The 13,641-nt window shown below is 47.6% G+C and carries 13 protein-coding genes; 1 reads left to right on the top strand and 12 read right to left on the bottom strand.

The genetic code is table 11. The features are described 5' to 3' along the window. Positions 1 to 3: 3 nt before the first annotated feature. The 8 genes from hisIE to MHB56_RS15250 form a co-directional block, all read right to left on the bottom strand. The gene (hisIE, locus tag MHB56_RS15285; protein WP_076126841.1) at positions 4 to 717 is read right to left on the bottom strand and encodes a bifunctional phosphoribosyl-AMP cyclohydrolase/phosphoribosyl-ATP diphosphatase HisIE; all 714 of its coding nucleotides are present in this window, start codon (positions 715 to 717) and stop codon (positions 4 to 6) included. Next, positions 714 to 1,472, bottom strand: a complete 759-nt coding sequence (gene hisF, locus MHB56_RS15280) for an imidazole glycerol phosphate synthase subunit HisF (protein ID WP_036687077.1) — start codon at positions 1,470 to 1,472, stop codon at positions 714 to 716. Before hisF ends, hisIE begins: the two co-directional genes overlap by 4 nt. A 1,077-nt stretch (positions 1,473 to 2,549) precedes the next feature. Next, positions 2,550 to 3,287: a 1-(5-phosphoribosyl)-5-[(5-phosphoribosylamino)methylideneamino]imidazole-4-carboxamide isomerase gene (gene hisA, locus MHB56_RS15275; RefSeq protein WP_341143723.1), complete on the bottom strand. Its 738-nt coding sequence runs from the start codon at positions 3,285 to 3,287 to the stop codon at positions 2,550 to 2,552. Positions 3,288 to 3,329: 42 nt separating this feature from the next. Further along, positions 3,330 to 3,953, bottom strand: a complete 624-nt coding sequence (hisH, locus tag MHB56_RS15270; protein WP_341143722.1) for an imidazole glycerol phosphate synthase subunit HisH — start codon at positions 3,951 to 3,953, stop codon at positions 3,330 to 3,332. A gap of 1 nt (position 3,954) precedes the next feature. Beyond that, on the bottom strand, positions 3,955 to 4,563 hold the full coding sequence (gene hisB / locus MHB56_RS15265; RefSeq protein WP_036687073.1) for an imidazoleglycerol-phosphate dehydratase HisB: 609 nt from the start codon (positions 4,561 to 4,563) through the stop codon (positions 3,955 to 3,957). After that, positions 4,550 to 5,860, bottom strand: a complete 1,311-nt coding sequence (gene hisD, locus MHB56_RS15260; RefSeq protein ID WP_076126836.1) for a histidinol dehydrogenase — start codon at positions 5,858 to 5,860, stop codon at positions 4,550 to 4,552. Before hisD ends, hisB begins: the two co-directional genes overlap by 14 nt. Positions 5,861 to 5,898: 38 nt before the next feature. Further along, complete coding sequence (gene hisG, locus MHB56_RS15255) at positions 5,899 to 6,537, bottom strand: ATP phosphoribosyltransferase (RefSeq protein ID WP_036687062.1); 639 nt, start codon at positions 6,535 to 6,537, stop codon at positions 5,899 to 5,901. Positions 6,538 to 6,606: 69 nt separating this feature from the next. Then, entirely contained in the window at positions 6,607 to 7,824 is a 1,218-nt protein-coding gene (locus MHB56_RS15250) for an ATP phosphoribosyltransferase regulatory subunit (protein WP_341143721.1), read from the bottom strand. A gap of 280 nt (positions 7,825 to 8,104) precedes the next feature. Here MHB56_RS15250 and gntK point away from each other — a divergent pair, with 280 nt between their 5' ends. Next, positions 8,105 to 9,634, top strand: coding sequence for a gluconokinase (gntK, locus tag MHB56_RS15245; protein WP_341144376.1), 1,530 nt, complete (start codon positions 8,105 to 8,107; stop codon positions 9,632 to 9,634). Between the two features lie 70 nt (positions 9,635 to 9,704). Here gntK and MHB56_RS15240 read toward each other — a convergent pair whose 3' ends face one another. The 4 genes from MHB56_RS15240 to ppaX all read right to left on the bottom strand — a co-directional run bounded on the left by MHB56_RS15240 (position 9,705) and on the right by ppaX (position 13,638). Further along, entirely contained in the window at positions 9,705 to 10,862 is a 1,158-nt protein-coding gene (locus MHB56_RS15240; protein WP_341143720.1) for an acyltransferase, read from the bottom strand. 111 nt (positions 10,863 to 10,973) lie between these two features. After that, on the bottom strand, positions 10,974 to 12,182 hold the full coding sequence (locus MHB56_RS15235) for an acyltransferase (RefSeq protein ID WP_341143719.1): 1,209 nt from the start codon (positions 12,180 to 12,182) through the stop codon (positions 10,974 to 10,976). Between the two features lie 293 nt (positions 12,183 to 12,475). Next, positions 12,476 to 12,985, bottom strand: coding sequence for an acyltransferase (locus tag MHB56_RS15230; protein WP_172628771.1), 510 nt, complete (start codon positions 12,983 to 12,985; stop codon positions 12,476 to 12,478). Further along, positions 12,982 to 13,638 (bottom strand): pyrophosphatase PpaX, encoded by a 657-nt coding sequence (gene ppaX / locus MHB56_RS15225; RefSeq protein ID WP_076308717.1) that lies wholly within the window; start codon positions 13,636 to 13,638, stop codon positions 12,982 to 12,984. Before ppaX ends, MHB56_RS15230 begins: the two co-directional genes overlap by 4 nt. Between the last annotated feature and the right edge of the window lie 3 nt (positions 13,639 to 13,641).

Raw genomic sequence — 13,641 nt, 5'->3', positions numbered from 1 at the left:
CCCTTAGTACTGATCCCGGCGTGGGCGTTCGTGACGGGTACTCAACTCTTCCATAATCTCATCCAGTGGAAGCTTGCGCTCTTGCAGCAATACCAACAGATGATAGATCAGATCACTAACCTCAAGACGCAGCTCGGCGTTATCTTTATTTTTGGCGGCAATTATGGTCTCGGAAGCTTCCTCGCCTACCTTTTTGAGGATCTTATCCACGCCTTTATCAAACAGATAAGTGGTATACGCGCCTTCCGGGCGTTCCACTTCCCGCTCAGCAATCACACGCTCCAGCTCACCAAGAACAGCAAAACGCTCACCATCTGTCAAACTAGACACTGGTTTCGAAGCATCTGTTATTGGGTTATTCAAAGGAATCTCACGGAAAAAGCATGACGTAGCTCCAGTATGGCAAGCTGGTCCTTCAGGCACAACCTTCACGAGTAGTGTGTCGCTATCACAATCATAGGATATGGAGGTAATAGCTTGTGTGTTGCCTGAGGTTCCGCCTTTATGCCAAAGTTCGCTGCGCGAGCGGCTCCAAAACCAAGTCTGGCCACTCTCCAGTGAGAGCTGTAACGATTCGGAGTTCATATAAGCAACCATCAGTACCTCTAAACTGCTAGCATCCTGAACAACTGCAGGCACCAGACCCGCTTCATTCCAGCGAATGCCTGCCAGAGCTTCTTTTTGGCTTAATGTGGTATTGTTTTGTGTTTCGCTCATCGGATTTCTACCCCTTTTTGCTTCAAATCTGCCTTTAAATCATTAATTGCAATCTCTTTATAGTGAAAAATGGTCGCCGCAAGTCCCGCATCGGCTTTCCCTTCCGTAAATACATCGTAAAAATGCTCCTTCTTCCCAGCGCCGCCAGAAGCAATCACAGGAATACTGAGCAAATCGCATACTGCCGAGGTTAGCTTCAGGTCGAAGCCGTCTTTTGTGCCATCTGCATCCATGCTAGTGAGCAAAATCTCGCCTGCGCCCAGCTTCTCAGCTTCTTTAGCCCAAGCCAGAGCACGGATGCCGGTGGGCTTACGCCCGCCATGAGTGTACACTTCCCATTCACCAAAAGCCTCATTATATTTAGCATCTATCGCTACTACAATACACTGGGAGCCAAATCGGCGAGCACCGTCCAAAATTAACTGAGGATTAGTGATGGCTGCCGTATTAATGCCGATTTTGTCTGCGCCTGCACGAAGAATCCTTTTCATATCATCAGTTGTAGAGATCCCTCCACCCACTGTAAAAGGAATGGCAATCTCACCAGCGGTCTGCCGCACAACCTCGATCATCGTTGCTCTACCTTCTACGGAAGCCGATATATCGAGAAACACAAGCTCGTCTGCGCCCTCGCGGTCATACAGCGCCGCTAGCTCTACCGGATCTCCAGCATCACGCAGATTCACAAAGTTAACGCCTTTGACTACCCGTCCATCCTTAACGTCAAGACAGGGGATGATACGTTTTGCTAACATTATGAAATCCCCCTTTCTTTAAAAAGCGTTTCAAGCACCTAAAGTGTGTCCGTCCCCCTAAAGCCCTCTTAGCCCAGGGGGAGCCCAAGGGCCCCTGCCCTTTGGAAACCTCGATTGTTGGCATGGCGGATCATAGCCCATCCGGCTGAACCATAGCCCACACGACTGAACATGTGCTATGATCGCTAACCCCTTCGTAGCCGCTTCCTTGACCCATAACACCTTCATGTTCCGCGGTTTTGGCCCTTATGTGGTCGGAAGGGCTCGCGCCACCTGCAAGCCCACGAGTATTTAGTTGCACAACGTGCAGTTATTTTATCAACCTTTTTGCAAGCTACTCTTTTAACTGCATTTCGTACAACTAAATCTGGGGATAAGCTTATAAATCAACTCATCTCTGAGTTATAGCTGCACGAAATACAACTAAATTAGCTAATCAGCTCTAAATGTGAAAAATAGCGGTATAAAGTACACTTAAATCATCATCCGAGGAAAAATACCCTTCCCGCCGCCTCATTACGCCTATTGTAGCAGATTGTGAAGCGGGTTTTAGCTAGCGGGTAACCTCCATTTTCACAGGTATTAAAATTTCACCGGATCCCTCGTTGAAACAGCGCTCAAGTCGTTACGCCATTCGTAATGAGATGAGATTTTTGCAAAGTGAAAACACATTAGCTAGTTGGGTTTGTTGCTTTATTGGCCAGCTGGTTTGTTTTAGCTCTTTTGTTGGTTTGTTGCTTTGTTATTAAGCCCTTTTGCTGGTTTGCTGGTTTGTTCGTTTAACTTTTGCTAGTTTGCTTCTCTGTGCGTTCATTTAATTATTATTAGTTACTCATTTACTGTTACGTCTATTTCTTTAACCCACTGCTCATTTACTAGTTCATCTATTGTCTTTTTGTTCATTCGCTCGTTTATTAATTAGTTTGGTGATTTAGTGATTTGTGTTCACTACGTTACTGTTAAGTCTATTTCTTTAACCCACTGTTGGTTCTGTCTGTTTCATTAATCCACTATTCCTTGGCTAGCTCATGTCGTCTTTTTGTTCATCCGCTCATCAATTAGCGCGCTCGCCCAACGCTATTTCTGCCCAAGCGCTCGCAAAGCTCCAGAAAGATCAATATTGCCCGTGTATAACGCCTTGCCAACAATAGCTCCGCCTACACCGCTGCCGCTGTGCACGTTCAGACGCAACAGATCATCAAGACTGGTGACTCCGCCGGACGCGATCACAGTTTTACCGCTGGCCCGCGCCATGGACAGGATACCGTCCACGTTCGGTCCCTGCATCATCCCGTCGCGGGAGATGTCGGTGTAAATGAATGTCTCGGCTCCTTTTGCCGCCAATTCCTTGGCAAGAGCTTCAGCACGTACTTCAGAGGTGTTCAGCCAGCCGTGTGTCGCAACATAACCGTTGCGCGCATCAATGCCGATCGCGACTTTATCGCCGTATTTTGCCAATACCTCTTCGGTAAAAGCATGATCATTAATCGCAGCAGTACCGATAATAACGCGGCTAACGCCAAGTCCGAGCAATTTCTCTACGTCCGCAAGATTGCGAAGACCGCCACCCACCTGCACAGGAACGTTAGCATTAGCAGCAATAGCACCGATAATCGCATCGTTCACAGGATGACCCGCTTTCGCACCATCTAAGTCCACCAAATGAATGAACTTTCCACCTTGCTCTTCCCATGATTTTGCCACCTTTAGTGGACTATCATTGTATATCGTTTCCTGATTGTAATCCCCCTGCTGCAGCCTGACGCATTTTCCATCCCGGATATCAATCGCCGGATATACAATAAAAGAAGACATTTGGCGCTCCCCACTTTCGTTCCGTTATATTTATAGCGTGGCTTACGCCCGCTCTCTCTTAATCTTCAAAAAATTACCCAACAGCTTGATTCCCAGCTCTCCGCTTTTTTCCGGATGGAACTGCATACCGAACACATTATCTTGCCCGACAATAGCCGTGACTGGGTAACCATAATCCGTGACAGCCAGCAGATCACTATCTTTTGCTACAAGCGCGTGATAAGAGTGGACAAAATACACATGCCCCTCCTCAAGGCCAACAAAAAGCGGATTCTCCGGCTGTCTAAAGCTGAGCTTGTTCCACCCCATATGCGGCACCTTATAGCCATCTCTAGGAGCGAACCGCACCACTGAACCCGAGAGAATATCTAGCCCCTCATGGCTGCCATGCTCTTCACCGGTGCTAAACAACAGCTGCATGCCAAGACAGATCCCAAGCAGAGGCTGCTCTCCAGCGGCTACCTGTTTGACGACAAGATCCAAACCATTCTCCCGCAAATGCCCCATCGCATCGCCAAATGCACCGACACCTGGCAGAATGACACTATCAGCAGCGAGAATTTGCTCGGCATCACCCGTCACTACACACTCATAACCGAGACGTTCTACCGCCTTACTCACACTGTGCAGGTTGCCCATGCCATAATCGACGATTGCAACAGTCATCCTACAGCACTCCCTTCGTAGAAGGCACACCCTTCACACGGGGATCAATCAAAGTTGCTTCATCCAGCGCCCGTCCAAGCGCTTTGAATACAGCCTCAATCATGTGGTGTGTGTTAGAACCGTAGTGTACGATAACATGTAACGTAATCCGTGCTTCGAGCGCGAACTTCCACAGGAACTCCTGAACAAGCTCCGTCGAAAAGCTGCCCACCTGCTGTGAAGGATAGGTTGCACGATATTCAAAGTGCGGGCGATTGCTGATATCGATCACAACCTGCGCCAACGCCTCATCCATCGGTACAAAAACACTCGCATAACGTTTGATTCCTTTTTTATCACCCAGTGCTTCGTGCAGTGCCTGCCCTAGGCAGATCCCAATGTCTTCAACCGTGTGGTGGTCATCAATCTCGATGTCTCCACGCGCCTGTACAGACAGGTCAAATTGTCCGTGCTTCGTGAACAGATCCAACATATGATTCAGAAAAGGAACATCCGTCTCCAGCTCTGAAACTCCACTTCCATCTACGTTAAGAGACAACTTTATATCCGTCTCGTTTGTTTTACGGCTTAATCCAGCTTGGCGCAGGGCCTGTTCGTTATTGTTCTCCATATCCGTCTCCACCTTTTCCTTCGTTCTTGAGTCGAATCTCAATGGCTCGTGCGTGGCCTTCTAAGCCTTCGCGACGTGCCAACTCTATAATGGTCTTCCCATCACGCAAGAGTGCTTCCTTACTGTAATAGATCAGACTTGATTTTTTAATAAAATCATCCACATCCACTGGTGACGAGAAACGTGCGGTCCCATTGGTTGGGATAATATGATTTGGCCCGGCAAAATAATCACCCACGGGCTCGGAGCTATACGCTCCCAGGAAGATGGCTCCAGCATTCTCAATGCTGCCTACGAGGCCCATAGGATCTTCGACAACAATCTCCAGATGCTCTGGTGCCAGTCTATTCACTACGGAGATCCCTTCCTCCATAGATTCCACAACAATGATCGCGCCGTAATTCTCTACCGAAGAACGGGCGATCGCCTGACGCGGCAGCTCTTGCAGCTGACGCTCCACTTCGGCCGCCACGTTATCCGCCAGGCTCTGCGATGGCGTGACCAGAATCGCCGAGGCCATCTCGTCATGCTCGGCCTGCGAGAGCAGATCCGCTGCGACATAAGCCGGCTCAGCGGTCTCATCTGCCAGCACGACAATTTCGCTTGGACCCGCGATACTGTCGATATCCACGGCGCCATATACCTCGCGTTTAGCCAGCGCAACGTATATGTTGCCGGGCCCACATATTTTATCTACCGGCGCTATGCTCTCCGTCCCAAAAGCCAAAGCAGCTACCGCCTGCGCTCCGCCCACACGGTAGATTTCATTCACACCTGCTTCTGCAGCAGCAACCAGGATGTAAGGATCAATCCCTTCTTTACCGCCGGTGGATGGCGGAGTCACCATGACGATCTCCGGCACACCCGCGATCTGTGCTGGGATCACGTTCATCAGCACCGAGGAGGGATAAGCTGCTTTGCCACCAGGTACATATACCCCTACCCGCTTCAGCGGACGAATAATCTGCCCCAGAATCGTGCCATCCGGCTGCAAATCCATCCATGAATTCCGTTTCTGTCTGGCATGGAACGCCCGGATATTGGCTGCAGCTGCTTGAATGGCAGATACGAAAGATTGCTCTACTCGGCCATACGCTGCCTGAAGCTCTTCCGGCGTTACCCGCAGTTGATTCGGCGTAAGTGCAACCCGGTCAAATTGCTCCGTATAGCGAAGAAGCGCTGTGTCTCCTTCTTTTTTAATGGCGGCCACAATTTCCTTTACCGCCTGATTTTGCTCTGGCGTACCATACTCCACTTCCCGCTCTAGCTTAAAGTCCTTGCTCGACACAACCTTCATCGCTGGTTCCTCCCTTTACCCCTAACATCTGTTGCCGCCTACCGCAAATTAGGTTGCCCTATAACTGCCTGTAGTCGGTCACACAGTTGCTGTATCTCTTCATTTTTCATCCGATAGCTCACACGATTTGCCACCAGGCGGCTTGTAATTTCGAATATACTCTTCATTTCGATTAATCCGTTGTCCCGCAGCGTTTGCCCGGTCTCTACCATATCCACAATACGATCGGCCAGACCAATCAGTGGTGCAAGCTCGATGGATCCATTCAGCTTCACTACCTCGACCTGTTGGCCCTGCTCCCTAAAATACCTTGAAGCTACATTCGGATATTTCGTCGCTACACGCTGCTGAATTCCCGGCTGCCAGTTCGGCAATCCGATGATCGACATCCGGCAGCGGGCAATGCCAAGATCAAGCAGCTCGTATACATCACGATCTTCCTCCAGCAAAACATCCTTGCCCACGATACCAATATCCGCCACGCCATATTCTACATATGTAGGTACATCTACTGGTTTCGCCAATATAAACTCCATCCCTGCCTCAGGCAGCGGAATAACAAGCTTGCGTGATGCCTCACCGTCCGGTGGAATCGGAAGACCTGCCTGGCGGAACAGCTCAGCAGCCTTTTCGTAAATCCGGCCTTTTGGCATAGCCACCTTCAATATCTGTGCCATTGTTAAGTTGCCTCCTTTTCCATCTCCATGCAAAATTTATGTTAATCGCTTTTTGTACTAGCGATATCCTCAGCCATGCTCACTTACAAAAGATACGAATGTATAGATCTCACCGTACCGTACACCCTCTGCTTCAACCGTGTCCGTATCCAAACGCTTCACCGTTTCAAGCTCTTCTGGACCTGCAGCAAGTCTAGTAACGACTGCATGACCCTCTGACCGCAGGCGTGTTGCCTCTTCCAAGCCTTCTTTTCTGCGAATCGCATCATATTGGATCAAAATAGGCAGCTCTTCCTCTTCGACCACTCCAGTTACACCATCCAGGATGCGATTCGTTTTTAAGGAAAATCCTGTGGATGGGATCGGACGCCCAAACTGTTGCAGCAGATTGTCGTATCTACCACCACTGCATACCGGAAATCCTAATTCCGCTGCATAACCTTCAAAAGTCATGCCAGTATAATAGGAAAAGTCCCCGATCATCGTCAGATCAATCAGTACATGCTGTGATACGCCGTAAGAGACCAGCACCTCCCACACCTTGCACAAATGATCAATCGAATGACGCGCGAGCGGATGATTGCTCAGCTCTAGCGCCTGTCCACAAATCTCCTTGCCTCCGCGCAGACGCAGCAGCCCATCCAGTTCGTTCTTCTGCGCTTCTGTAAGATCCAGCCGCCGTAAAGTCTCCCGGAAAGAAACATAGTCACGGCCCAGCAAATGACTTTTCAGCTCCTCTTGAGCCTCAGGCAGTTCAGGAAGTGCCTCTTGAAATAACCCATTTAGAAAGCCTACATGCCCCATAGCGATCTTAAAAGACTTCACACCCGCGGCTTGCAGCGAAGAAATAGCAAGCGCAACTACCTCCGCATCAGCTTCAGGTGAATCATCACCTACCAGCTCTACACCTGTCTGGAAGAACTCCGCTTCCCGCCCCGCTTCTTCCTCAATGGCACGGAATACATTCGCGTGATATGACAGACGCAATGGCAGTGGCTCATCCTTCAATAGAGAGGCAACAACACGGGCAACCGGGGCAGTCATTTCTGATCGAAGCACCAAAGCCTGACCACGATTGTTAAGTAATTTATAGAGCTTCTGGTCCGACGTAGAGCTAGCCACGCCAACTGTATCGTAATATTCCAACGTTGGAGTCATCATTTGCCGATATCCCCAGCGACTCATGCAATGCAGTACATCGTTCTCAATTTTGCGCAATTTCGTTACGGCCCGGGGCAGATAGTCCCGAACGCCAGACGGCTTCTCAAATCCCTTTGGTTTGGACATCTTCATTGTTCACCTCGTCAGTTATCATTAGATACTGTTTATGTTTACTTTACTATGGTAAAGTGGTAGCAAATTAAAGTATTTTCAATATCGTATCATGTTCACTGCTTTTTCGTCAATCAAACCCTTAGTCGAGCGTTTGGCATTTTCTTTATTTTTGCCTCCCCGCTTATCGAATACTATAATGAGCTAATACGATTGTACTTCATAATTTTGTAATTGGTGTTCTAAAAATATACTTTCAACTAGAAAGAAGGGCTAACGCTTGACTAAATCCTATATGATTGGCGTTGATATTGGTACTACAAGTACAAAGGCAGTTCTCTTCGAGGAGAATGGAGCCATAGTTGCACAAGCGAATATGGGTTATCCCTTGCATCAACCCTCCCCTTCTATAGCGGAGCAGGACCCAGAGCAAATCCTACGTGCAGTCTTTCATACCCTCTCTAATGTCATGCGGCAAAGCGCCGTAACTCCAGATAAGATCCTATTCGTCTCCTTCAGTTCAGCCATGCACAGTGTCATTGCAATTGATCAGCTGGGTAAACCACTTACTGCCTGCATCACTTGGGCTGACAACCGTAGTGCCGGATCTGCACTTCGCCTGAAGAACGAGTTCAACGGACATGAGTTGTATTTGCGCACAGGAACGCCTATTCATCCTATGTCACCGATTACCAAGCTAATGTGGCTTCGGGAAGAGCAGCCTCAGTTGTTTCAACAAACCTATAAATTCATTTCTATAAAAGAATACATATTCGCTCGGCTGTTCGGCGAATACATCATCGATCATTCCATTGCCTCTTCTACAGGCATGCTCAACCTTGAACTTTTGGAGTGGGATAAAGAGGCCCTGGAGATAGCCCATATTTCACCAGATCAACTCTCACGGCTTGTTCCCACCACAGAGATCATGCAAGGCCTGCTTCCCGGTCTAGCAGAGGAGCTGTTACTGCTCCCGACTACACCTTTTGTCGTAGGAGCCAGTGATGGCGTCTTGTCCAACCTTGGCGTAGGCGCGATTAAACCCGGTGTAGTGGCCGCAACGATTGGAACAAGCGGAGCGATTCGCACCGTAGTGGATAACCCGCTTACCGACCCTAAAGGACGGACCTTCTGTTATAACTTAACCCCAAAACATTGGGTGATCGGAGGGCCCGTTAATAACGGCGGTATGCTGTTCCGCTGGGTACGGGATGAGTTCGCTGCTTCTGAAGTCGAAACCGCCAAACGTCTTGGCATTGACCCTTACGAGGTTCTAACGCGCATCGCGGAACAAGTTCCGGCAGGTAGCGGTGGTCTTCTGTTCCATCCTTACTTAACTGGTGAACGGGCACCGCTGTGGAATCCTGATGCTCGTGGCTCCTTCTTCGGCCTTTCGATGAATCACCATAAGGAGCATATGATTCGCTCGGTACTAGAAGGCGTAATCTTCAATATGTATATGGTTCTGCTGGCTATGGAAGAGCAAATCGGGCGTCCTAGCAAAATTCTGGCTACAGGCGGCTTCGCCCGCTCCTCAGTCTGGCGGCAGATGATGTCTGATATTTTTGATCAAGAGGTCATCATTCCGGAGAGTATTGAAAGCTCCTGCCTCGGAGCAGTAGTGCTTGGTCTTTACGCAACGGGCCGCGTGGACTCCTTCGATGTTGTATTCGACATGATCGGTTCAACTTACCAGCATGATCCGATTGATGAACATACCAAAGTGTACAAGCAGCTGCTGCCGATTTATATTTCCGTCTACCGTAGTCTGGAAAGCCAGTATCAAGCTATTGCGGAGTTTCAGCGGGAACAAGCTGGAGAATAGACAAAAAATAAAAGCGCCGGTCAACCCGCATATACGGGAGACCGGCGCTTTTATATTACCTAGCAGTAGACTATGCGCTTATGGAGCCTGTTTTTGCTTTCTTTTGTGCGCCTGATCCGAAAATAATCCAAGACGCAGGCACATACCGGAAGACGAGAGCCACTGCCAGCCATGAAACCAGCAGCGCAACAAGCCATCCTCCTACAATCGCTGCGATGTACGCAAGAGAACCCCCGTGAAACGGTAATTTTCTATAGAAATACAGCAGCATAGGGTGCAATAGATAAATTCCGAAGGAGCATGCTCCCACAGATACCAAAAGTCTTGTCAGCAAGCTACGACCCGCTCCATAGAGCAAGAAGGAGATTTGCAACAGCACCACACAAGAGAGCAGCGCATGTAGATTAGAGAAACCCTCATACCATAAGCTGTTGATGACAGTTTTTTTCGTGTAGTTGTTAAACCATAGCTCAACATGAATAACCCCTGCTACAATCCATAACAACCACAACGTAATCCAAACCGGACCTTTACCGGCGCGCCAGCCTTCACGTGAAGGCACTAACCATTTTTTCAAAGAAGAGTAATACACTGCAATCCCAGCACCCAGCAGGAAATACGAGAAATAAGTGATCGCCAGACTCCCCTTGGATAACTGCCAATACCCGTGATTGGTCATGTATTTATTCAGCAGCACAAAACCCCACTGTAGTAATAACCCGATCAGTGGCGCCCAAGCCGCCAGATGACGAACCTTTTGCAAACACCACAAAATGAGCGGAAATAACACGTAAAACTGAATAATGATAATAATATAATACAGATGCGTATATGCCGTTCCTGTCCATAAATACTTCCATAGCTTAGAAGCCATCTCCCCCGGAGGTAAGCCCCAAGTATTCCCGGCATTCATTTTTAACGCAAAATACAGCAATGAAAATACTACATAAGGCACAATAATATAAAGCAGCCTTCTAGTGTAGAACTTTCCTAGCGTTTTGCCACCCAGCGGACGGTCAATATAGTTATAGAAGAGCACGAACCCACTCAAAAATATGAATGAAGGTACGGCGAACTGGCTGAATTTATTAATAAATAAGAACGGATGAAACATGTTTGTACCTAGTGTCTCCGCCAACGTTCGTGAAGTAGCATGAATAGCCAGCACTGCAAAAATAGCAATCGCCCGAAAAATATCCAGCTGCGGAATTCTTTCTTTTTGTCTCATAATCTTTCCTCCTGTTAAGCTCCGCATCGAAGTGATGCCTTTTTAATCAAATATTATGAAGGCTACTTCCCCACGTTTAAGCGTGTGCGTGTATCAGACCTTCTTCTAACGCTATTTCTCCTGCTGCACGAACCCCTTTGCCCGTTCCTCAGAGATATAACCTGACTTTTCCTGCGGACTGGATTCCAAAGAGCGAGGCACGCTTCCAAAAATAATCCATGAACCCGGAACTCGCCGGAAAGCAAACTGCACAATAAGCCAGCTCCCTCCCAGTGCGACCACAAGCCCTCCGTAGATGAACAAAACATATGTTAGCGACTCTAGGGGAATCTGATATCGGAACCTGCGATATACCGCCAGCAATAGCGGATGAATCAAATATATCGCAAATGAGAGTTCACCCAAACGTGTTAAAAAAGCAACAATCCCGCGAGAGGCCTTACGATAGATCAGGAATGTAGCATACAACAGAACCAATGCTGATAACATCGTATGGACATTCCATAATAGCTCGTACCACAGCGAATCCGTCCACACCCCAAAATGGCGGGCCACATACCATAGCTGCACATGGATAAAGGCTGCAATTAACCACCCGCTCACTAACAGGGCAGTCCATCCTTTTTGCTTGGCAGTTAGCTCCCTCCATGGCTTCATCAGCCAAGTCTTCACCTTCTCAAAGTGAATTGCGATATAAGCACCCATCATATAATAAGCCAGATAAGAGATCGCGAGGCTCCCTTTTTCAACAATGTGCAGTTCGTATTTATTCCAGAAAATAAACCCCCACTGAAGTGCCAATCCGAGCGGAACCGCCCATTTAATTAAAAAGCGGGAACTCTGGAGTAGCTTAAGCAGTACTGGAAAAAGCAAATAAAACTGAATGCTGATAAATACAAAATACAAATGCGCATATGCGGAACCTGAGAATAACGCTCTAATAAAGCTGTACAGGTTGCCACCGAGGTTCTGGGTCAATCGTCCGTTCACATATAAGGTTAGTGCGTAATAGCCCGTAGAGGCTAGCAGATAAGGTAATAAAATATACTTTAATCGACGACGGTAGAAATTAATAATCAAGCTGCGTGTCACAGGACGCCCATAATAATTATAAAACAATACAAAGCTGCTCAGAAAAATAAATGAGGGCGTACCGAATTTAAAGAAAATGTTGATCCAGTTCAGCCAGTAATAATAAGGGGAATGCAGTGCCTGCTCTCCAGCGGCAAAAGATGAGGAATGCACATGCAATACGCCTAAGATCGCTAATGCTCTGAAAATATCCAGCTGGGGCAGCCTTTCCTGTCTCGCAGTGTTCATATTATATTCCTCTTCTCTACTATGATGGTTGTTCATAGAGACGCTAAGCGGAATGTGGAAACTGAAAATACCAGGAAGCCTGCACCTGCTGATTTTACATTCTGATATTTGAAGCTGAATGCCTAGCGTGGGATTCGCCTTATCACTAACGCTAATTATATCGAATGTATCTGTTCTAAAAACTTAAGAAGAACTTAAAGTTTCCTTAATAATCTTCTCTAAGACGCAAGAAACCCTGCAGAACCTGCGCTAAAAAAACGCAATATGTAACTGCAGGGTTAAAAAAGCATCGTTTACACTTGTTCCGAATGTTCTTCCGTTGAAGAGGGGCGCAGCTCTCGCAGAGGATTGCCTCCGACAAAAGAGCCAGCCGCCACATTTTTGTGCACCACGGAGCCAGCAGCTATAACTGCCCAATCTCCAATGGTTACACCGGGAAGAATCGTTGTATTCGCGCCGATCAATACATTTTCACCGATCACCACTTCGCCCAGGCGATATTCCTTGATCAGATACTCATGCGCCAGAATCGTCGTGTTATAACCAATAATAGAATTCTCACCTACCGTTATTTTCTCCGGAAAAAACACATCCACCATTGCCATAAGACCAAAAGCCGTGTGTTTACCAACCTTCATCCCCAGCATCCGTCGATAGATCCAATTCTTTAACGGTAGAATCGGACAATAGCGGGCAATCTGAATAAAAATAAAGTTGCGGACACCCTTCCAAGGGCTGACCGTACGGTAAATATACCAAAGTGAGTTATGACCTTCTACTGGATAACGGGTTACGTTTCTCACGATTCATTCGTTCCTCGCTCCATAATTTCTATAATATCCTTCATGTTATGGATGATAAAGTCCGGATCATACTTGCGGAGCGTATCCTCGCCCTTCAAAGACCAAGATACTCCAGCAGCGTATACACCGGCAGCTTTGGCTGATTGAATATCAACTGCACTGTCACCTATCATTAAGGTTTTGCGAGGATCAACACCAAGGTTGTGGACCGCTGTCAGTACGGGCTCCGGATGTGGCTTTGGTTCAGTAACATCGTTCACAGTCACAATCGTATTCATGTACTTAAGCAAATCGAACCTTTCCAGGGTCTTGATCGTTGTTGGACGGATCTTAGTAGTTACAATCCCAAGTTTGATCCCACGACGCGAGAGCTCCTCAATGGTCTCCTTTACAAGCGGAAAGGAACGCACTAACTCATCATGATGCTCATTATTATAAGAACGATAGGACTTTTCTAACGTACCATTTACATCCTCTAGTCCAGAGAATACTCTCATCTGTTGCTGAAGGGTTGTTCCCATATGCGGAATTATCTCTTCTCTGGTCAGTGGAGCCAGACCATTGTCCTTCAGCGCGTACATAAATGAACTAATGATTAGCTCATTCGTATCGACAATCGTTCCATCCAGATCAAAAAGAACGCATTCTATCATAAG

The sequence above is a fragment of the Paenibacillus sp. FSL H8-0315 genome, from assembly GCF_038005365.1.
Taxonomy (GTDB): Bacteria; Bacillota; Bacilli; order Paenibacillales; family Paenibacillaceae; genus Paenibacillus_AQ; species Paenibacillus_AQ odorifer.
This window is presented reverse-complemented; position numbering and strand designations above follow the sequence as displayed.